Raw genomic sequence first — 19,935 nt, forward strand, 5'->3', positions numbered from 1 at the left:
TGACGGATGGTCGGGGGAGTATCCTGCATTTTCGAGACCCTTCTTCCCCCGGAAAGCCTACCTCTAAAGCCGCCCCGTGTTCCTCCATCTCGTCGTGATCGCCTGGCTCTACGTGGCCGTGATGATGGCCGTGGCCGAGGCCACGAACACCAACGGCAGCCTGCTCGGCGCCATCGTCACCTTCGTGCTGTACGGGCTGCTGCCCATGGGCATCGTGGGCTACATCCTGTCCACGCCCGCGCGGCGTCGGGCGCGGCGTGCCCGCGAGGCGGCTGAAGAGGAGTCGGACCGCCCAACGCCGGATCCCGCACGCTCAGTCGCGCCAGACCAGGGCGGCGAAGCGCCCGCTGACGCGCCCGTCGCGCCGGTACGAAAAGAAGACTGAGGGATTGCCGACGGTGCACCAGGCGGCGCTGCCGTCGTTGCCATGCACGTCCCGCACGCCCAGCGCAGCCAGGCGGCGTCGCGCCAAGGCCGGCAGGTTCGCCAGCCATTTGCCCTCGGCGGCGCCCGGCACGAAGCAGGCGTGAGCGCCTTCGTCGCGTGCCAGGAAGGCCACGCGCACCTCGGGCCCCACCTCGAAGGCCGTCGGACCGATGCAGGGCCCGAGCCAGGCCAGCAATTCGCTGCCAGCGTCGAAAGCAGCGCAGGCGCTGTCGAGCACGCCTGCGGCCAGGCCGCGCCAGCCGCAATGGGCGGCGGCCACGCGCCGGCCCATCGCATCGGTCAGCAGCACCGGCAGGCAGTCGGCCACCATGATCGTGCAGGCGATGCCGGGCTCGGCGGTCGTGCAGGCATCGGCTTCGAGACCGTCCGGGCTTGTCGCGTCGAGCGGCGCGCAGGCCGTGCCATGCACCTGCTGCAGGTAGACAGGGCGCACGCCGGCGGCCTCAGCCAGCCGGGCGCGGTTCTCGGCCACCGCCGCCGGGTCGTCGCCCACATGCGTGCCCAGGTTCAGGCCCGCCCAGCCGCCACCCTGCGCGCTTCCGGACACGCCGCCGTCGCGCGTGGTGCACAGGGCATGCACGCCAGGCGGCGCCGGCCAGTCGGGGCAAATCAGTTGCATGCCCGCGCTCCGGCCGTCGATCCGAGGCTCATTCCGCGTCGGGACACTGCGACGGCTGCGCGGCCTGGAAGGCCGGCAGTTCCATGCAGGCCTCGTACGCCGCCATGGTGCGCGGCAGGCCCGACAGGTCGCTGTCGAAACGGCGGGCATTGAAGATCTGCGGCACCAGGCAGCAGTCGGCCAGCGTGGGCGTGTCGCCCCAGCAGAAGCGGCCTGCAGGCGAAGCGGCGAGTTGGCGCTCGAAGGCGACAAGCCCGTCGCGCACCCAGTGGCGGTACCAGTCGTTCTTGGCCTCTTCGCTCACCTTGAGCTCGCGCACCAGGTACTTGAGCACGCGCAGGTTGTTCAGCGGATGGATCTCGCAGGCGATGGACTGCGCCAGCGCGCGCACATGGGCGCGGGCGGCCGCGTCGCGCGGCAGCAGGGCCGGCTCGGGATGCAGCTCGTCCAGGTATTCGATGATCGCCATGGACTGCGAGAAGTGCTGGCCGTCGTCGGTCTCCAGCAGCGGCACCAGCTGGTCGGCCGACAGTTGCGCATACGGCGCGGTCTTGTGGTCGCCGCGGGCGATGTGCACCGGCACGTAGTCGTAGGCCAGGCCCTTGAGCTGCAGGGCGATGCGCACGCGGAAGGAGGCCGAGGAGCGAAAGTAGTTGTGCAGCTTGGTCATGGTCGCCGAGCATACGACGGCGCCGCCTCTGGCACACTCGCCCTTCCCTTCCCCAACCCTCCCAAGAGCAGTCTCCATGGCTTCCCAGGATTTCGTCTTTGCGCCGGCACCGGTGGTGTCGGTTCCCGTGGCGGGCAGCGCCGCACGCTTCCCGATCCATCGCATCTACTGCGTCGGCCGCAACTACGAGGAGCATGCCAAGGAGATGGGTTTCACCGGCCGCGAGCCGCCCTTCTTCTTCATGAAGCCGGCCGATGCGGCCGTGGTGGTCGACGCCGGCACCACCGGCACCGCGGCTTACCCCACGCTGACCAAGAACCTGCACCACGAGATCGAGCTGGTGGTGGCCATTGGCACCGGCGGCAAGAACATCGCCGCGGCCGACGCCCACAAGCACATCTTCGGCTACGCCGTGGGCCTGGACATGACCCGCCGCGACCTGCAGAACGACATGAAGAAGCAGGGCCGTCCCTGGGACATCGGCAAGAGCTTCGAGCAGAGCGCGCCCATCGGCCCGATCGTGCCCAAGGCCGAGGCGGGCGACATCGAGAAGGCCGCGATCTCGCTGCAGGTCAACGGCACCGACCGCCAGCGCAGCAACGTGAGCCAGCTGATCTGGAACATCGCCGAGACCATCGAGCACCTGTCGGCCGCCTGGGAGCTGCAGCCCGGCGACCTGATCTATACCGGCACGCCCGAGGGCGTGGCCGCGGTCGTGCAGGGCGACCTGCTGGAGGGCGAGGTGGCCGGCCTGCCGCGCCTGTCGGTCCGCATCGCCTGATCGGCCACCGAGGAGCCGGCGCCCCATGTTCGAGCGACCCCGCATCAAGCACTGCAAGGCCTGCGGCACTGCGGTGGTCTACCGCGTTCCCGACGACGGCGACACGCGCGAGCGCGCCGTCTGTCCGGCCTGCGGCACCATCCACTACGAGAACCCGCTGAACGTGGTGGGCACGGTGCCGGTGCTGGGCACGCGCGTGCTGCTGTGCAAGCGCAACATCGAGCCGCGCTGGGGCAAGTGGACACTGCCGGCGGGCTTCATGGAGCTGGGCGAGACCACCGCCGACGGCGCCGCCCGCGAGACGGTCGAAGAGGCCGGGGCGCAGTTCAAGATGGGCGAGCTCTTCGCCCTCATGAACGTGATGCGCGTCGGCCAGGTCCACCTGTTCTACCTCGCCGAGCTGCAGAGCGACCGCTTCGACCCCGGCCACGAGACCATCGAAGCCCGCCTGTTCGAAGAGGACGAAATCCCCTGGGACGAGATCGCCTTTCGCACCGTGCGCGAGGCGCTCCGCTGCTTCTTCGAGGACCGGCGCGCCGGCCGCTTCCAGTTCCACACCCTGGACATCCAGTGATGCGCGCACCGTTGCTCCTGCCCCTGCTGCTGTTGGCCGGTGCCGGCCTGGCCCACGCCCAGAACACCAAGGTCGGCGAAGTCAGCACGGCCTTCAAGCTCATCGGCCCGGACCACAAGGTGGTGGTCGAGGCCTATGACGATCCGAAGGTCACGGGCGTGACCTGCTATGTCTCGCGTGCGAAGACCGGCGGCCTGTCGGGCGCCGTGGGCCTGGCCGAGGACAAGGCCGAGGCCTCGATCGCCTGCCGACAGGTCGGGCCCATCGCCATCGCCAATCCCCTGCCGCAGCAGGAAGAGGTCTACAGCGAGCGGCAGTCGATCCTGTTCAAGCGACTGCGCGTGGTGCGCATGGTCGACGCCAAGCGCAACACGCTGGTCTACCTCACCTATTCCGACAAGCTGATCGACGGCTCGCCCACCAATGCGGTCACCGCCGTGCCGGTGGACCGGGGCACGCCCATCCCGCTGAAGTAAGGCCCCGCGGCGATGGCAACGTCGTCCCCCGCCCGCGCCGTCCGCGAGCTCTACCAGGCGCTATGGCGTCATGCCGCGGGCGTGCGCACGCACCTGGTGGGCGCGACGACGCTCATCTCGGCCTCGCAGCTCATCCGCCTGACCCTGCCCTGGCTCGCCGGTCGCGCCATCGACACGCTGCAGCGCGGCGACATCGCCGGCTCGGGCCGCTGGATCCTGCTGCTGCTGGCCATCTACCTCGTCTCGTGGATGCTGCACGGCCCCGGCCGCGTGCTGGAGCGCAACGTGGGCCTGCGCGTGCGCGAGCGCGTGGCCGACCAGCTCTATGCCCGCATCGCCGCCGCGCCGCTGGTGTGGCGCGATGGCCACCATTCCGGCGAGCTGCAGCATCGCGTGCATCAAGCCAGCCGCGCGCTGTCCGACTTCACGCAGAACCAGTTCGTCTACGTGCAGAACGCCTTCAGCTTCATCGGTCCGCTGGTGGCTCTGGCGCTGCTGGCGCCGGCCAGCGGGCTGATCGCCCTGGTGGGCTTCGTCGCCATCGCGGTCGTCATCGTGCGTTTCGACCGCACGCTGATGCAGCTGGCCCGCGCCGAGAACGATGCCGACCGGCGCTACGCCGCCGCCCTGTTCGACTTCATCGGCAATGCCGGCACGGTGATCGGCCTGCGGCTGCAGGCGGCCTCGCGCCGGCTGCTCGGCCGGCGCATGGGCGCGGTGTCGGCGCCGCTCAAGCGGGCGGTGGTGGTCAACGAGGGCAAGTGGTTCACCGTCGACCTGCTGGGCCTGGGCCTGACCTGGGCGCTCGTCATGGAATACGTGTGGCAGAACCGCGTCCCCGGCCAGCCGGTGATGCTGGGCACCGTGTTCATGATCTACCAGTATGCGCAGCAGGCGGCGTCGGTGGTGGGCTCGATGGCGGCCAACTTCCAGAGCTTTGCGCGCATGCACACCGACTGGGGCAGCGCCGCGCCGATCTGGGACGCGCCGGGCGACCCGTCGCAGCCCGTGCCGCCTGTGGATGCGCAAGCCGCCTGGGCGACGCTTTCGCTGGAGGCGATGCAATGGCGCTATGCCGATGGCAGCCGCGGCCATGGCCTGCAGGGCATCGACCTGCAGTTGCGGCGCGGCAGCCGGGTCGCGCTCGTCGGCCCGAGCGGCGGCGGCAAGAGCACGCTGCTGCGCGTGCTGGCCGGGCTGTACGCGCCCCAGGCGGGATCGCTGCTGCTGGACGGCCGCCCGGCCGATTGGGCCAGCCTGCGCCAGATGGCCACCCTGATTCCGCAGGAGGCCGAGGTCTTCGAGGCCAGCGTGCGCGAGAACCTGGACTTCGGCGACGCCCGGCCCGACGCCGAGCTGCAGGCCGCCGCCGCGGCCAGCGCCTTCGATGAAGTGCTGGCTCGCCTGCCGCAGGGCCTGGACAGCCCGCTCACCGAGCGCGGCTTCAACCTTTCCGGCGGCCAGCGTCAGCGCCTCGCCCTGGCGCGCGGCGCGCTGGCCGCGGCCGGCAGCTCCCTGCTGCTGCTGGACGAGCCCACCAGCGCCCTCGACGCCGCCACCGAGGCCCAGGTGCTGGACCGCCTCTCGGCGGCATTCCCGCACGCCTGCGTGGTCGCCTCCATCCACCGGCTGGCCCTGCTCGGCCGCTTCGACACCGTCGTGCTGATGGAGGCCGGGCGGGTGGCCGACGCCGGTCCGCGCGAGGCCGTGCTGGCCCGCCACCCGGCGCTCGCGGTGCAGGTCGCCGGTGCCTCGGCCTGAGAACATCCCGGCATGCGTCACGCACGCTCCCGAACCGCGCGACGCTGAACCCTCGGCCCGCCAATCGCTCCAAGCGCCCCATGTTCAATCCCATTTCATTGCTGCGCCGCCGCCCGCGGCCGCCGCGCCCGCTGTCGGCGGGCTGGGCCGCCCTGCTGGGCGGCAGCCTGATGCTCGCGGCCAGTCTTGCCATGGCCGCCCCGGCCAGTCACACGCCGGCCAAATCCTCGAAACCCGCCGCTTCCAAGCCGGCCGCCTCCAAGTCCAGGCAGGCCGCGCCGGCACGCAGCGCCGGGCGGGCCAAAACCGCGCAAGCCACCCGCGGGACCAGCGCGCGCGGCCGTCCAGCCCCCGGCAAGAAGGGCCGTTCGGTCGCCCGCCGCGCCGCCCCGGCCGCGGCCGGCGCTGCCGCCCTGAGCGCCACGCCCGGCGAGATGCCGCGCTTTGCCGCGCCAGCACCCGGCGCCGTGCTCCAGGCCTTCGATGGCGAGCAGAACAAGGGCGTCGACATCGCCGGCCATGCCGGCGATCCGGTGGCCGTGGCCGCCGACGGCAAGGTGGCGTTCGTGGGCACCGAGCTGGCGGGCTACGGCCGCACGGTGATCGTGGAGCACGGCGGCCAGGTGATCAGCGCCTATGCCCATGTGCGCAACATCCGCGTGCGCGAGCAGCAGATGGTCCGCCAGGGCGAGGTGATCGCCGAGATCGACGACGGCGATGCGGGCGAAGAAAGCCGCCTGCACTTCGAGATCCGACGCCAGGGTGTGGCGGTCGATCCGCAGCTGTACATGTCGCGCTGACACGTCCCTCGGGCGCCCGGTGGTGCAACCGGGCGTCGGCGATGCACCAGCATGGGGCAAGACCGCGGCACGCAATTTGCAAGAAATTGTGTCCAAAGCATCCCTCATGTTGAACTTTCTTTCGCGCCGCCTCGGACGGCTCAGCGTCGGCCGCAAGCTCCTGGTGATCTACCTGCTGGACCTCACGGCGGTGATCTTCATCAGCGGCATCCTGATCAACGAGAAGTTCATCGCCATCGATTTCGGCCGGAAGGAAGCCGCGGGCACGGCCTACATCGACGGCGTGCGGCCCACCCTCATGGCACTGGCCGGCTGGCAGGGCGCGCGGGCGGCGGACGACGCCACGCTGGCGCGCGTCGAGCGGCACTGGGGCGAAGGCATGCAAAGCGCCGAGGCCAGCCGCCACTTCCGCCAGGACGCGCAGGCCTGGAGGCGAGCGCCGCAACCCGAGCGCGATGCCACGGCCCGGCAGGCGCTGGAGAGCGGCCGGGCGCTGGTCACGCGCGTGGGCAACCAGTCCAACCTGATCCTCGATCCGGACCTGGACAGCTACTACACCATGTCGCTGCTGCTGCTGCGCTTTCCGGAGCTGATGGAGCTGGGCGCGGCCATGCGCAGCCAGCTCGTCGCCCACCGCCAGACCCGCACGCCCCTGGAGCGGACGGAATCGAACACGCGCTTCTTCATCCTGGAGGGCCGACTCGACACCGTGGCCGCCGCCATCCGCAGCGACTACGGCGAGGCCTTCGCCGCGGCGCGCGGCCCGCTGGCCGGCGCGCTGGATGCTTCCCGCGGCCGGCTGCTGGCCGCCATCGAGGACTTCCGCCGCGCCGCCCGCGCGGCCCAGGAGCAGGACAGCGCACCGCTGGCCGCCTTCGACCCCGCCCAGCAGGCGCTGTTCGCCCGGCTGGACGAGGCCTGGAGCGCCACCAGCCGCGAGATGAGCACGCTGCTCGCCGTGCGCGAACACGGCTTCTTCACCCGCATGTGGCTGCACCTGGGCACGGCGCTGTTCCTGCTGCTCTTGATCCTGAGCGCAGTGTTCTATGTGGCACGGCAGATCTCCAAGCCGCTGCGCCGCCTGTCGGACGTGGTGGACACGGTGCGCCGCACCGGCGACCACACGCTGCGCGCCAGCTGGCACAGCAACGACGAGATCGGCCGCCTGGTGGTGGGCTTCAACGACATGCTGGCCCAGCTCGACCGCGAGCGCCGCATCCAGCAGGAGCTGGCGGCCTCGGCGCGGGCGGCGGATGCCCAGCGCGAGCTGGTCGAATCGATCCCGATCCCGCTGATGGTCACGGCCATCCCGGGCCACGAGGTGCTCAACGCCAATGCGCCGGCGCAGGCCTGGCTGGGCGGCCGCTCGCAGGATCCGTGGGCCCAGGGGCTGGAGCCGGGCGTGCGCGCCCGCTTCTTCCAGCAGCTGGCCGACCGCCGCGCCGTCGACGAATTCGAGGTGCGCTGGCAGGGCGGCGGCGCCCCAGGCTGGGCGGTGCTGTCGGCCCGGCTGATCCACTACCAGGGCCAGGAGGCGATGCTCACCGCCTTCACGCCGATCAACCAGCTCAAGCACATGGAGCAGCGTCTCAAGCTGTGGGCCAAGGTGTTCGAGGCCTCGTCCGAAGGCATCCTGATCATCAATGCCGAGCACGACATCATCACCGTGAACAACGCGCTGTGCCGCGGCACCGGGCACGACCTGGCCGACCTGGTCGGCCAGAGCCCGGCCCTGCTGCTGGCCGACGACGGCGCCCACCTGCGCACGCTGTGGCCGGCGCTGGACAAGCGCGGCGCCTGGCAGGGCGAGGTGCTGATGCGCCGCCGCGACGGCCATGCCTACCCGGCCTGGATCGTGGCCAGCGTGGTGCGCGACGGGCCGGACCGCATCTCGCACTACATCTTCACCTCCATCGACATCAGCGACCGCAAGCGCAGCGAGGAGCGCATCCGCTACCTGGCGCTGCACGACGTGCTCACCGGCCTGCCCAACCGCTCCCTGTGTGCCGAGCGGCTGCGCGAGGCCATCGACCGGGCGCAGTCCGCCGGCCGCGGCGTGGGCGTGCTCTTCATCGACCTGGACCGCTTCAAGAACATCAACGATTCGCTGGGCCACCATGTGGGCGATGCACTGTTGCGCTCGGTGGCGCAGCGCTTCGCCGACTCGGTGCGGCCCGTGGACACGGTCAGCCGCCTGGGCGGCGACGAGTTCATGGTCATCCTCGACGGTGTGCGCGGCAGCGACGACCTGGCCGCGGTGGTAGAGCAGCGCATCCTGCCCGCCGTGCGCGAGCCGCACGAGGTGCACGGCTCGCGCCTGTACGTCTCGTGCAGCGTGGGCATGGCCATGTACCCGGAAGACGGCGCCGACATCGACACGCTGATGCGGCATGCCGACATGGCGATGTACGACAGCAAGTCCAGCGGCCGCGACACCGCCCGCTTCTTCACGCCGGCCATGAACGCCCGTGCGCAACAGCGCCAGCAGGTCGAGTCCTGCCTGCGCCACGCCATCGAGCGCGGCGAGCTGTGGCTGGCCTACCAACCGCGCATCGAGGCAGGCTCGGGCCGCACCATCGGTGTGGAGGCGTTGCTGCGCTGGCACAGCCCCGAGCTGGGCGCCGTTCCGCCGGCCGAGTTCATTCCCATCGCGGAGGAAAGCGGACAGATCGTGGCGCTCGGCGACTGGGTGATCCAGCAGGCCTGCGCCCAGCACGATGCCTGGCGCCGCTCGGGGCTGGGCGAGCTGACCGTCTCGCTCAACATGTCGGCGGTACAGCTGCGCACCAGCGGCGTGCCCGAGGTGCTGCGCACGGCACTGGCCCGCCACCAGGTCAACCCCGCCCACCTGGAGGTGGAACTGACCGAGTCCACGCTGATGGAGACGGCCGAGGAGACCATGGCCCAGCTGCACGCCCTCAAGGCGCTGGGGCTGACGCTGTCCATCGACGACTTCGGCACCGGCTACTCGAACCTCAACTACCTCAACCGCTTCCCCATCGACAAGCTCAAGATCGACCGCTCCTTCGTCCAGCAGATGCTGGAGGACCCGGCACAACTGGCCATCGCGCGGGCCATCATCGGCCTGGGCCACACGCTGGGCCTGCGGGTGGTGGCCGAAGGCGTGGAGCGACCCGAGCATGCGCAGATGCTGCATGCCGCGCGCTGCGACGAGCTGCAGGGCTTCCACTTCGGCCGGCCGATGCCGCCGGCCGAACTGGAGCGCTGGCTGCGCAGCCAGCGGCCGGCGGAGCTGGCGGCCGCCTGATCGCCTGGCGCGCCGCGGGGTGTGAGCGGCGCGCTCAGGCGCCGGACGCGGCGCACTCGGGCGCCACGCGGTCCAGCGCCTTCGCCAGCTGCGCCGTCAGCCGCTCGGCATAGCGCGGCCCCGGGTGCACGCCGTCGGCCATGTCGGCCGGATCGAAGCGCACCGCGCCCCAGTCGGCGAACACGCTGCCGGTCTCGGCAGCGATGCGGCGGGCGATGGCGTCGTTCTCGTCGCGGCCCGCCATTGCGCCGATCACCTGCGACAGCCCGGTGATGAGCGGCGTGCGCCCCTCGGCCTTCACATGCGCCACCATCGCCCGGAAGGACGGCTCGTAGGGATAGTGGTGGCCGGCGTCGTTGATGCCGTACTGCAGCACCACGATGCGGGCCTGCAGCGTGAGCCGTTCGAACTGCGGCTGGCGCGCGTAGGCGCTGTCGCCCGGCACCGAGTTGTCCTCCACGGCATAGAGTGGCCGCAGTCGCTTCAGGATGGCGGCCGGCGGCTCGGCCAGCCGATGGGCGCCGTTGTGCGCGCCGTGCAGGATGGAATCTCCCCACAAGGCGACGCTGCAGTCGGGCTGCTGCTGCAGCTTCTGCTGGCGGCGCCATTGCTCCTCGTCCTGCGGCGATGCATTGCGCCACGCAATGCGGCTGGGTGCGCAGCCTGCAAGGGTGAGCGCCAGCATCAGCCACGGCAGCCTGCGCGCCGGCCGCGGCCGGCTGGCGGTCGAATCGTTCATTGCCCTGTTCCCGGATGAATCGCACGGCCCCACGCCGGCGCCCGCATGCCCGCGCCCGGCGGACCGAGGGATGCGGAGGGCGATTCTGGAAAGCGAATGCGGAGCGATCTGGGAGGTCGCCACGCACCGGGCCGCACGGCGGACCGTGCGAGGGCGGACCGTCAGCGGGGCGCGGACACGGCGGCCGGCGGACGCAGCCAGTCGGCCTCCCAGCCCCCGCCCAGCGCCTGGATCAGCGCCACGGCCGAGGCCTGCCGCGACAGCTGGGCACTGAGCAGGCTGCGCCGCGCGCTCAGGGCCGAGGCCTGGGCCGTCACCACGTCGGTGTAGTTCACCTGGCCAGCGCGGTAGCGGTTGAGGATCTGCTGCTCCGTCAGGTCCGCGGCTTCCGAGGCCTGGCGCAGCAGCACGGCCTGCTCGGCCTGCGCAGCGGCATTGCTCAACTGGTCCTCCACCGCCTGGAAGGCAGTCAGTACGGTCTGCCGGTAGCTGGCCACCGCGCCCTGGTAGGTGGCGCCGGCCGCATCCACCTGGGCCGCGATGGCGCCGCCATCGAACACCGTCTGCGCGGCCGAGAGGCCCAGCGCCCACAGCAGGTTCGAGGCATTGAACAGGTCGCCCACCCGGCTCGCGCTGCCGGTGACCGAGGCCGTGAGATTGAGGCTGGGAAAGTAGGCGCTGCGGGCGATGCCGATCTGCGCATTGGCCCGCGCCATCGCGCGTTCGGCCGCCGCGATGTCGGGCCGGCGCTGCAGCAGTTCGGCCGGCAGGCTGAGCGGCACCGCGGGCACCACCGGCAGCCAGTCGGCCTGCGGCGCGATGCGGAAGTCGGCGGGCGCCGCGCCCACCAGCACGGCGATCGCATGCTCCAGCACGGCCCGGTCGCGCACCAGGCCCGCACGGTCCGAACGCGCGCTGACCAACTGGGTCTGCGCCTGCAGCACGTCGGTCTGCGCCGCGATGCCCGCCTGGTAGCGGTTGCGCGTGATGGTCAGCGAGCGCTCGTAGCCTTCGAGCGTGCGATCCAGCAGCGCGATCTCGGCATCCGTCGCGCGCAGCTGCAGGTAGTTGGTGGCCAGCGCGCCCGTGGCCGACAGCCGGGCCGCCGCCAGGTCGGCCTGACTGGCCTGCGCGCTGGCACTGGCGCTTTCCACCGACAGGCGCAGGCGGCCCCAGAGGTCGGCGTCCCAGCTCGCCGTGAGCCCGGCCGAGAAGCTGTTGGACGGCGACGTGCCGCTGTTGCTCCGGACAGGCCCGCTGCGGCGGCCGCTGCCGCTGGCCGTGAGCGACGGCAGCAGCGAGGCGCGCTGCTCGCGCACCAGCGCCTGGGCCTGGCTGTAGGCGGCCACGGCAACGGCGATGTTCTGGTTGTTCAACTGCACGCGCTCGGCCAGCGCATCGAGCTGGGCATCGTCGAAGCGCTTCCACCACGGCCCCTTGTCCAGCGTGTCGCCCGGCGTGGCGGGCAACCAGCCGGCCACGGCCGGCGCCTCCTTGAAGGCCATGGGGGCGGCATCGGCCGGCGGCACATAGCGCGGCCCCACGGCGCAGCCGGCCAGCAGGACGGCTGCCGGCGCCGCCAGCAGCAGCTGCCGGCGCGCGAGGAAGGCGGAAGGAGCGAGGCGGGTCTTCATCGGGTGGGAGCGTGTTCGTGGATGCCGATGGGCGGCACGCGGCCGCCGCCGGGACGCAGGCGGTCCATCAGCACATAGATGACGGGCACGGTGAGCAGCGTGAGCAGCTGGCTGGCGACGAGGCCGCCGATGATGGTCACGCCCAGGGGCTGGCGCAGCTCCGAGCCCACGCCGAAGCCGATGGCCAGCGGCAGCGCGCCCAGCATGGCGGCCAGCGTGGTCATGAGGATGGGCCGCAGCCGCAGCAGGCTGGCCTCGCGCACCGCCTCGGTGGCCGTGAGGCCCCGCTGGCGCTGCGCCTCCAGCGCGAAGTCAATGATCATGATGGCGTTCTTCTTGACGATGCCGATCAGCAGGAAGAGCCCGATCAGCGCCATGATCGACAGGTCCATGCGCAGCATCAGCAGCGCCAGCACCGCGCCCACGCCGGCAGAGGGCAACGTGGTGAGCACCGTCACCGGATGGATCAGGCTCTCGTACAGGATGCCCAGGACGATGTAGATGACCACGATGGCCCCGACGATCAGCAGCGCCTGCTGGTTGCCGCTCTGCTGCGCCGCGCGCGCCGTGCCGCCGAAGCTGCCGCGCACGTTGATGGGCAGGGCCACGTCGTTCTCGGCCTGTTTGATGGCCGCCTGTGCCTCCTGCAGCGTCACGCCGTCGGGCAGGTTGAAGGAGATGGTGCTCGACAGCTCGGTGTCCTCGTGGCTGATGGCGCTGGGCACCGCCCGCTCCTTGAGGGTGGCGAAGGCCGACAGCGGCACCAGCGTCGTGGTGCTGGTCGCCAGCGCCTGCCCGGTGGAAGCGCCGCGCTGCCCCGGGTTGGCCGAGGTGGTGGTCGAGGTGCCGGTACTGGTGTCCGTATTCGCCTGCAGCGAGGTGCTGCCCGTGCTGCCGTCCGCGTTGGTCGTGCTGCTGAGCGTGGAGGGCACGTACAGGTCCTTCAGCGCCAGCGGCGAGGTCTGGAAGCGCGGCGCCCATTCCATGATGACCGAGTACTGGTTGAGGTCGTTGTAGATGGTCGCCACCGAGCGCTGCCCGTAGGCGTTGTAGAGCGCACTGTTGAGTGCGGTGGTGTTGACGCCCAGCCGCGCGGCCGCGTCGCGATCCACCGACAGGAAGGTCTCGACGCCGTTGTCGTTGGAGCTCTCGCCGTCGACGTCGGCCAGCTGCGGCAGCTCTGCCATGCGCGCGGCCAGCTTGGCCGAGGCGGCCCGCAGGTCGGTGATGTTGTCGGCGCGCAGCGTGTACTGGTAGGTGGAATTGCTGGAGCGCCCGCCCATGCGCAGCTCCTGCACCGGCCCCAGGAAGACCCGCAGGCCCGTGAGCTGGTTGAGCTGCGGCCGCAGCCGGTCGATCACCACCTGCGTCTTCACGCCCCGTTCGGCCAGCGGCTTCAGGTTGACGAACATGAAGCCGCCGCCCGCGCGCGTGCCGCCGGTGAAGCCCACCACCGTGTCCACCGCCGGGTCGGCCTTGATGATGTCCACCGCCTGCTTGAGCTTGGCCGACAGCGCGACGGACGAGATGCTCTGGTCGGCCCGCAGGCCGGCGTTGATCTGCCCGTTGTCCTGCTGCGGGAAGTAGCCCTTGGGCACATGGACGAACAGGTAGACGTTCAGGCCGATCACCGCCAGCAGCGAGATCACCACGATGGTCTTGCTGGCCAGCGCCCAGTCCAGGCTGCGGGCATAGCCACGAAGGATGCCGCCCCACAGACGGTCGCCCTGGCGGCCCAGCCAGGCGCTGACCGGGGCCCAGCGGCGGCCCAGCGGCCCGGGCGGGCGGCGCTGGTACCAGCCCTCCGCCCGCAGCAGGGCCGCGCACATCATGGGCGTGGTGGTGAGCGAGATCACCAGCGAGATCAGCACCGCCACCGACAGCGTCACCGCGAACTCATGGAACAGACGGCCCACCTGACCGCCCATGAACAGCAGCGGAATGAACACCGCCACCAGCGACAGGCTGATGGACAGCACGGTGAAGCCGACCTCGCGCGCACCCTGCAGCGCCGCCTGCAGCCGGCCCATGCCGTTCTCGATGTGCCGCTGCGTGTTCTCCAGCACCACGATGGCGTCGTCCACCACGAAGCCGGTGGCCACCGTCAGGGCCATCAGGCTCAGGTTGTTGAGCGAGAAGCCCAGCAGGTACATCACGCCGAAGGTGCCCAGTAGCGATACCACCGTGGCCACGGTCGGGATGATGGTCGCCCGTGCACGCCGCAGGAACAGCCCCACCACCAGCACCACCAGCGCGACCGAGATCATCAGCGTGAACTCGACCTCGTGCAGGGCCGAGCGGATGGAGGCCGTCCGGTCCGAGGCCACCTGCACGTCGATGTCCTGCGGCAGCTGCGCCTTGAGTTCGGGGATCAGCGCGCGCACCGCGTCCACCGTCTCGATCACGTTGGCGTCGGCCTGGGCGCGCAGCAGCACCACGATGGCCGGCTGGCCGTTGAACAGGCCCAGGGTGCGCGTGTTCTCGACGCTGTCGATGACCTCGGCCACATCCTTCAGGCGCACCGCCGCGTTGTTGCGCCAGGCGATCACCAGATCGCGGTAGTCGGCCGCGCGCAGACCCGGGGACGGCGTGTAGATCTGCAGCCGCCGGTCCTCGCTCTCGATCACGCCCTTGGGCCGGTTGGCGTTGTTGGCCTGGATGGCCGCGCGCACGTCCTCGGTGCTGATGCCCAGGCGGTTGAGGCTGAAGGGCTCCAGTTCCACCCGCACGGCGGGCAGCGAGCCGCCGCCGATCTCCACGTCGCCCACGCCTTCGACCTGCGAAAGGCGCTGGCTCACGATGTTGGAGACCGTGTCGTAGATCTGCCCGGGCGTGCGCGTCTTGGACGTGAGCGCGATGATCATCACCGGCGCCGCGGCCGGGTTGGCCTTGCGGTAGGTCGGGTTGCTGCGCAGCGTGGCGGGCAGGTCGACGCGGGCCGCATTGATGGCGGCCTGCACCTCGCGCGCGGCCGAATCGATGTCGCGGTCCAGGTCGAACTGCAGCGTGATGCGCGTGGAGCCCACCGAGCTGGTGGAGGTCAGCTCATTCACCCCCGGAATCACGCCCAGCCGCCGCTCCAGCGGCGTGGCCACGCTGCTGGCCATGGTGTCGGGACTGGCGCCGGCGATGCTGGCACTGACGCTGATGACCGGGAAGTCCACCTTGGGCAGTGGCGACACCGGCAGCTTGAAGAAGGCCAGGATGCCCGCCAGCGCAATGCCCAGCGTCAGCAGCACCGTGGCCACCGGCCGCAACACGAAGGGGCGCGACAGGTTCACGCGCGGGCCTCCGGCGCAGGGGCCGTGGCGCCACCGTCGCCGTCATCCTCGCCACGGCGTCGGCGCGAGAAGCGCCGGCCCAGCCGGTCGAAGGCGAGGTAGATCACCGGCGTGGTGAACAGCGTGAGCAGCTGCGACAGCACCAGCCCGCCGAAGATCGACAGGCCCAGAGGCCGGCGCAGCTCGGCGCCCTCACCCAAGCCCAGCATCAGCGGCACCGCCGCGAACAGCGCCGCCAGTGTCGTCATCAGGATGGGCCGGAAGCGCAGCAACGCGGCCTGGCGGATGGCTTCTTCCGGCGGCTTGCCCTCGTTGCGTTCGGCGTCGATGGCGAAGTCGATCATCATGATCGCGTTCTTCTTGACGATGCCGATCAGAAGGATGATGCCGATGATGCCGATCACGCCCAGGTCGTTGCCAGTGAGCATCAGCGCCAGCAGCGCGCCCACGCCCGCCGAGGGCAGCGTCGAGAGGATGGTCATCGGGTGCACATAGCTCTCGTACAGCACGCCGAGCACGATGTACACGCACACCACCGCGGCCAGTATCAGCCACAGCTGGCTGGTGAGCGAGTTCTCGTAGGCCCCGGCCGCACCCAGGAAGCGCAGGTTGATGCCGACAGGCAGGCCGATCTCATTGGCTGCGGCGCGGATGGCCGACACCGACTTGCCCAGCGCCACACCCGGCGCGGTGTCGAAGCCGACCGTGGCCGCGGGGTACTGCGCCACCCGCGTGATCTGCAGCGGCGCCGGCTGCTCGCGCACGGTGGCGAAGGCCGACAGCGGCGTGGCCGTGCCGCCGCCGGTGCGCAGCTGCAGGCTGCCCAGGCCCTGGGGCGAATCGAGCCCCTCGCGCTGCGCCTCCAGGATCACCCGGTACTGGTTGGTCTCGGTGAAGATGGTGGAGACGATGCGCTGGCCGAAGGCACTGTAGAGCGCATCGTCCACCGAGCTGGCCGTGACCGACAGGCGCGAGGCCGTGTTGCGGTCGATGTCCACATAGGCAGCCAGGCCCTGCGCGCCGGCGTCGGTGGTGGCATTGCGCACCAGCGGCTCGTTGCCCAGACGGGCCACCAGCTTCTTCGCCCAGTCGTTGACGGTGGCGGTGTCCGAACCTTCCAGCGCCACGCGGAATTCGGTGGGGCCGGATTCGGCATCGATGGTCAGGTCCTGCGTGGGTTGCAGGTAGAGCTTGACGCCCGCCACCTGCGCACGCACCGCCTGCGTCAGCCGGTTCATCACCACGTCCTGCGCATCGCGACTGCGGCGCAGGTTGATCAGCATGCTGCCGGTGTTCAGGGCCATGTTGCTGGCGCCGTCCACGCCGACCACCGAGCTCACGCTCTGCACATCGGCATCGGCCAGCACGACGGCGGCCGCGCGCTCCTGCAGCTGGGCCATGCGCTCGTACGACACGTCCTGCGAGGCCTCGATGCGGGCCTTGAGCTGGCCGGTGTCCTGCGTGGGGAACAGGCCCTTGGGGATGACCACGTACATCAGGGCCGTGAGCGCCAGCGTGGCCACGGCCACCACCAGCGTCAGGCCCTGGTGGCGCAGCACCCAGCCCAGGCCCACGTCGTAGCGGGCGATGACGCGGTCGAAGAAGCGCTGCACCGTGCGGCCGAGCCGGCCGCCGCTCTTCGATTCGGGCTCCAGCCAGCGCGCGGCCATCATGGGCACCAGCGTGAGGGAGACCACGGCCGAGATCAGGATGGTGATGGCCAGCGTGACGGCGAACTCGCGGAACAGCCGGCCCACCACGTCCTGCATGAACAGGAGCGGGATCAGCACCGCGATCAGCGACACCGTCAGCGAGATGATGGTGAAGCCGATCTGCGAGGCGCCGTCGAGCGCGGCCTTGAAGGGCGGCTCGCCCTCCTCCAGCTTGCGGGCGATGTTCTCGATCATCACGATGGCATCGTCCACCACGAAGCCGGTGGCGATGGTCATGGCCATCAGGCTCAGGTTGTTGAGCGAGTAGCCCAGCAGGTACATCACGCCGGCCGTGCCGATGAGCGAGATGGGCACCGCGATGCTGGCGATGATCGTGGCACGCAGGCTGTGCAGGAACAGGAAGATGACCAGCACCACCAGCACCACGGCCAGCACCAGTTCCATCTGCACATGCTCGACCGAGGCGCGGATGCCGGAAGTGCGGTCGGACAGCACCTCCACCCGCACATTGGCCGGCATGGCGGCCTGCAGCTCGGGCAGGCGGGCGCGGATCGCGTCCACCGTCGAGATCACGTTGGCGCCCGGCTGGCGTTGCACGTTGACGATGATGGACTGGCGCAGCGTGCCGTCGCCCGCTCCGTTGGCCTGGGGCTTGTCGTCCTTGAGGCCGGCCCAGGCGCCCAGCTGTGCGTTCTCGGCGCCGTCGACCACGCGGGCCACGTCCGCCAGGCGCACCGGCGCGTTGTTCTTCCAGGCGACGATCAGCTTCTGGTAGTCGGCCGCGGTGAGCAGCGCGTCATTGGCATTGATGGTGTAGGCGCGCTGCGGCCCGTCGAAGCTGCCCTTGGCGCCGTTGGCATTGGCCGCGGCGATGGCGTTGCGCAGCGTGTCCAGCCCGATGCCGGCCGAGGCCAGGGCCTGGGTGTTGGCCTGGATGCGCACGGCCGGCCGCTGGCCGCCCGCCAGCGTGACCAGGCCGACGCCGCTGACCTGGCTGATCTTCTGCGCCAGCCGGGTGTTGACGATGTTCTGCACCTCGGTCAGCGGCAGGGTGTCGGCCGTGACCGCCAGCGTCATGATGGGCGCATCGGCCGGGTTGACCTTGGCATAGACCGGCGGCGCCGGCAGGTCGGTGGGCAGGAAGGAACCGCCCGCGTTGATGGCGGCCTGCACCTGCTGCTCGGCGACGTCCAGGGTCTGGTCCAGGTCGAACTGCAGCGTGACGATGGACACGCCCGCCGCGCTGGTCGAGCTCATGCGGTTGAGGCCGGCCATCTGGCCGAATTGGCGCTCCAGCGGCGCACTGACGGTGCGGCTCATGACCTCGGGACTGGCGCCGGGATACAGCGTCTGCACCTGGATGGTCGGGTAGTCCACCTGCGGCAACGCCGCCAGCGGCAGGAAGCGCAGGCCCACCAGGCCGGCCAGCACGATGGCCAGCATCAGCAGCCCGGTGGCGACCGGCCGCTCGATGAAGGGACGCGAGGGATTCATCGGCCTTCACCGCTGCCGCCACCACCGCCGCCTTCGCGCCGACGCTGTTGCAGGCGCTGCCAGCGCTCGATGGCCTCGGGATCGCCCTTGTCCAGGCCGTCGAGCATCGCCTGGATGCGGGCCAGCCGTTCGGGGTTGTCGCGGGCACTGTCGAGCATGCGCTGGCGCTGCTCGGGCGTGGGCAATGCGGGCGCAGGCGAGGCGGCGGCGGACGCAGGCGCGCCGGCAGCGGGCGCCGATGCCCCGGCCTGCGGCGCCGACGCACCTGCGGCGGGCGCGCCCGTACCCTCGGCCCCGCGGCGGCGTTGCACGCCCTGGCGTGGGCCGGTGGCCGGGCGCTCGCCCTGCAGTTGAACGCGTGAGCCGTCGTTGAGCCGGTCGCCGCCTTCGGTCACCACCTTCTCGCCGGCCTGCAGGCCGGAGGTGATGGCGATCACCTCCGGCGTGGACTCGCCGCGCTTGACGGGCCGCACCTCCACCGTACGGTCGTCGCGGATCACATACACATAAGGGCCGGTGGGCCCGGTGCGCACCGCGGTCACCGGCACCACCAGCGCATCGACCGTGCGCAGCGTGAGCCGCAGGTTCACGAACTGGCTGGGAAAGAGCTTGGCCTGCGTGTTGTCGAAGCGGGCCTTGGCCTTGACGGTACCGGTGCCCACGTCGACCACGTTGTCGAGCGTGGAGAACACGCCCTGATCGAGCACATCGCTGCGGGTGCGGTCCAGCGCCGTGGCCGGCAGCCTGGACCCGGTGGCCTGCTGCGCCTGGATGTCGGGCACACGGTCCTGCGGCACCGAGAACTGCACGTCGATCGGGTTCATCTGCGTGATGACGGCGACGCCCGTGGTCGCATTGGCCGCCACGTAGTTGCCTGGGTCCACGGCACGCAGGCCGATGCGGCCTGCCACCGGGGCGGTGATGCGGGTGAAGTCGAGGTTGAGCTGCGCACTGGCCTCGGCGGCCTTGTCGCTGACCACCGTGCCTTCGAGCTGGCGCACCAGCGCGGCCTGCGTGTCCACGTCCTGGCGGGCGATGGAGTCCTGCGAGAGCAGCGTGCGGTAGCGCTCCAGCGTGACGCGGGCAGCGGCGAGCTGTGCCTCGTCGCGCAGCCGCGTCCCGCGCGCCTGGTCCAGCGCCTGCTGGTAGGGGCGTGGGTCGATGCGGGCCAGCAGCTGGCCCTTGCGCACCGTCTGGCCCTCGGTGAACAGCACCTCGGTCAGCACGCCGCCGACCTGCGGCTTGAGCGTGACGGTCGCCAGCGGCGTGACCGTGCCGAGTGCGTCGAGCGTGATCGGCAACTGCATGCTGCGCACCACGGCATTGCCCACGGTGACGCTGCCGAAGCCGCCGCCCGCGCCACCTGGCCCTCCCGGACCGCCGGGCCCCCCGGGGCCTCCAGGCCCGCCGCGGCCCGGTGGCCCGCCGACGCCGGCGCTGCCTTCGGCCGCCGGACGGTGGACCAGGTACCAGCCCAGTCCCACCAGGCCGGCCACCAGCACGAGCACCGCCGCGCCCCCCAGCCAGCGGCTGCGCCGCCCCGGAGGCCGCGCGGGCGGCACCACCGGCTCTGCGGCGTTCGAAGTCTCGGAAGGGGGAGTGTGGCGAGGGTCCATGGATGCGTGGCAAGCGAGCGGCTGGGCGTGCCGCGAGTAGAGCGGGAAATCGTAGCTGCGATGTGGGAGCGACCGTAAAGCGGTGGTAAAGCCTCGCGGCTG

14 protein-coding genes are annotated in these 19,935 nt (G+C 71.0%); 7 read left to right on the top strand and 7 right to left on the bottom strand.

Annotated features, from left to right (window positions below; translation table 11 throughout):
* Positions 1 to 121 precede the first annotated feature (121 nt).
* Positions 122 to 385 carry a hypothetical protein gene (locus tag ABIC63_RS00415; protein WP_354318524.1) on the top strand — a complete coding sequence of 88 codons (264 nt, stop codon included), beginning with the start codon at positions 122 to 124 and terminating at the stop codon, positions 383 to 385.
* Here the strand turns inward: ABIC63_RS00415 and pgeF are convergent.
* Positions 314 to 1,066, bottom strand: a complete 753-nt coding sequence (gene pgeF, locus ABIC63_RS00420; protein ID WP_354318287.1) for a peptidoglycan editing factor PgeF — start codon at positions 1,064 to 1,066, stop codon at positions 314 to 316. The genes ABIC63_RS00415 and pgeF overlap by 72 nt on opposite strands.
* A gap of 28 nt (positions 1,067 to 1,094) precedes the next feature.
* Positions 1,095 to 1,736 (bottom strand): maleylacetoacetate isomerase, encoded by a 642-nt coding sequence (gene maiA / locus ABIC63_RS00425; RefSeq protein ID WP_354318288.1) that lies wholly within the window; start codon positions 1,734 to 1,736, stop codon positions 1,095 to 1,097.
* A 76-nt stretch (positions 1,737 to 1,812) separates the two neighbouring features.
* Between maiA and ABIC63_RS00430 the strand changes: the two genes are divergently transcribed.
* The 6 genes from ABIC63_RS00430 (at position 1,813) to ABIC63_RS00455 (ending at position 9,396) form a co-directional block, all read left to right on the top strand.
* Entirely contained in the window at positions 1,813 to 2,517 is a 705-nt protein-coding gene (locus ABIC63_RS00430) for a fumarylacetoacetate hydrolase family protein (protein WP_354318289.1), read from the top strand.
* Positions 2,518 to 2,542: 25 nt separating this feature from the next.
* The gene (locus tag ABIC63_RS00435) at positions 2,543 to 3,091 is read left to right on the top strand and encodes an NUDIX hydrolase (RefSeq protein ID WP_354318290.1); all 549 of its coding nucleotides are present in this window, start codon (positions 2,543 to 2,545) and stop codon (positions 3,089 to 3,091) included.
* Positions 3,091 to 3,567 (top strand): CreA family protein, encoded by a 477-nt coding sequence (locus ABIC63_RS00440; protein ID WP_294367443.1) that lies wholly within the window; start codon positions 3,091 to 3,093, stop codon positions 3,565 to 3,567. The genes ABIC63_RS00435 and ABIC63_RS00440 overlap by 1 nt, the downstream gene beginning before the upstream one ends.
* A gap of 12 nt (positions 3,568 to 3,579) precedes the next feature.
* Positions 3,580 to 5,328, top strand: coding sequence for an ATP-binding cassette domain-containing protein (locus ABIC63_RS00445; RefSeq protein ID WP_354318291.1), 1,749 nt, complete (start codon positions 3,580 to 3,582; stop codon positions 5,326 to 5,328).
* A gap of 80 nt (positions 5,329 to 5,408) precedes the next feature.
* Positions 5,409 to 6,128: a murein hydrolase activator EnvC family protein gene (locus tag ABIC63_RS00450; RefSeq protein WP_354318292.1), complete on the top strand. Its 720-nt coding sequence runs from the start codon at positions 5,409 to 5,411 to the stop codon at positions 6,126 to 6,128.
* 106 nt (positions 6,129 to 6,234) lie between these two features.
* Positions 6,235 to 9,396, top strand: coding sequence for an EAL domain-containing protein (locus ABIC63_RS00455; RefSeq protein WP_354318293.1), 3,162 nt, complete (start codon positions 6,235 to 6,237; stop codon positions 9,394 to 9,396).
* Positions 9,397 to 9,430: 34 nt separating this feature from the next.
* Here ABIC63_RS00455 and ABIC63_RS00460 read toward each other — a convergent pair whose 3' ends face one another.
* From ABIC63_RS00460 to ABIC63_RS00480, 5 genes are all read right to left on the bottom strand, one after another.
* Entirely contained in the window at positions 9,431 to 10,135 is a 705-nt protein-coding gene (locus tag ABIC63_RS00460) for an SGNH/GDSL hydrolase family protein (protein WP_354318294.1), read from the bottom strand.
* 161 nt (positions 10,136 to 10,296) lie between these two features.
* Positions 10,297 to 11,769: an efflux transporter outer membrane subunit gene (locus ABIC63_RS00465; protein WP_354318295.1), complete on the bottom strand. Its 1,473-nt coding sequence runs from the start codon at positions 11,767 to 11,769 to the stop codon at positions 10,297 to 10,299.
* Positions 11,766 to 15,050: an efflux RND transporter permease subunit gene (locus ABIC63_RS00470; protein WP_354318296.1), complete on the bottom strand. Its 3,285-nt coding sequence runs from the start codon at positions 15,048 to 15,050 to the stop codon at positions 11,766 to 11,768. The genes ABIC63_RS00465 and ABIC63_RS00470 overlap by 4 nt, the downstream gene beginning before the upstream one ends.
* Positions 15,047 to 18,217 (bottom strand): efflux RND transporter permease subunit, encoded by a 3,171-nt coding sequence (locus ABIC63_RS00475; RefSeq protein WP_354318297.1) that lies wholly within the window; start codon positions 18,215 to 18,217, stop codon positions 15,047 to 15,049. The genes ABIC63_RS00470 and ABIC63_RS00475 overlap by 4 nt, the downstream gene beginning before the upstream one ends.
* On the bottom strand, positions 18,214 to 19,833 hold the full coding sequence (locus ABIC63_RS00480) for an efflux RND transporter periplasmic adaptor subunit (protein ID WP_354318298.1): 1,620 nt from the start codon (positions 19,831 to 19,833) through the stop codon (positions 18,214 to 18,216). Before ABIC63_RS00480 ends, ABIC63_RS00475 begins: the two co-directional genes overlap by 4 nt.
* Between the last annotated feature and the right edge of the window lie 102 nt (positions 19,834 to 19,935).

Source organism: Pseudacidovorax sp. 1753 (genome assembly GCF_040544975.1).
Taxonomy (GTDB): Bacteria; Pseudomonadota; Gammaproteobacteria; order Burkholderiales; family Burkholderiaceae_C; genus Xenophilus.

Coding starts and splice junctions, on each gene's coding strand:
- pgeF (WP_354318287.1), bottom strand. CDS start 1,066: ATGCAACTGATTTGCCCCGACTGGCCGGCGCCGCCTGGCGTGCATGCC.
- ABIC63_RS00460 (WP_354318294.1), bottom strand. CDS start 10,135: ATGAACGATTCGACCGCCAGCCGGCCGCGGCCGGCGCGCAGGCTGCCG.
- ABIC63_RS00465 (WP_354318295.1), bottom strand. CDS start 11,769: ATGAAGACCCGCCTCGCTCCTTCCGCCTTCCTCGCGCGCCGGCAGCTG.
- ABIC63_RS00455 (WP_354318293.1), top strand. CDS start 6,235: ATGTTGAACTTTCTTTCGCGCCGCCTCGGACGGCTCAGCGTCGGCCGC.
- ABIC63_RS00475 (WP_354318297.1), bottom strand. CDS start 18,217: ATGAATCCCTCGCGTCCCTTCATCGAGCGGCCGGTCGCCACCGGGCTG.
- maiA (WP_354318288.1), bottom strand. CDS start 1,736: ATGACCAAGCTGCACAACTACTTTCGCTCCTCGGCCTCCTTCCGCGTG.
- ABIC63_RS00440 (WP_294367443.1), top strand. CDS start 3,091: ATGCGCGCACCGTTGCTCCTGCCCCTGCTGCTGTTGGCCGGTGCCGGC.
- ABIC63_RS00450 (WP_354318292.1), top strand. CDS start 5,409: ATGTTCAATCCCATTTCATTGCTGCGCCGCCGCCCGCGGCCGCCGCGC.
- ABIC63_RS00435 (WP_354318290.1), top strand. CDS start 2,543: ATGTTCGAGCGACCCCGCATCAAGCACTGCAAGGCCTGCGGCACTGCG.
- ABIC63_RS00430 (WP_354318289.1), top strand. CDS start 1,813: ATGGCTTCCCAGGATTTCGTCTTTGCGCCGGCACCGGTGGTGTCGGTT.
- ABIC63_RS00480 (WP_354318298.1), bottom strand. CDS start 19,833: ATGGACCCTCGCCACACTCCCCCTTCCGAGACTTCGAACGCCGCAGAG.
- ABIC63_RS00415 (WP_354318524.1), top strand. CDS start 122: ATGATGGCCGTGGCCGAGGCCACGAACACCAACGGCAGCCTGCTCGGC.
- ABIC63_RS00445 (WP_354318291.1), top strand. CDS start 3,580: ATGGCAACGTCGTCCCCCGCCCGCGCCGTCCGCGAGCTCTACCAGGCG.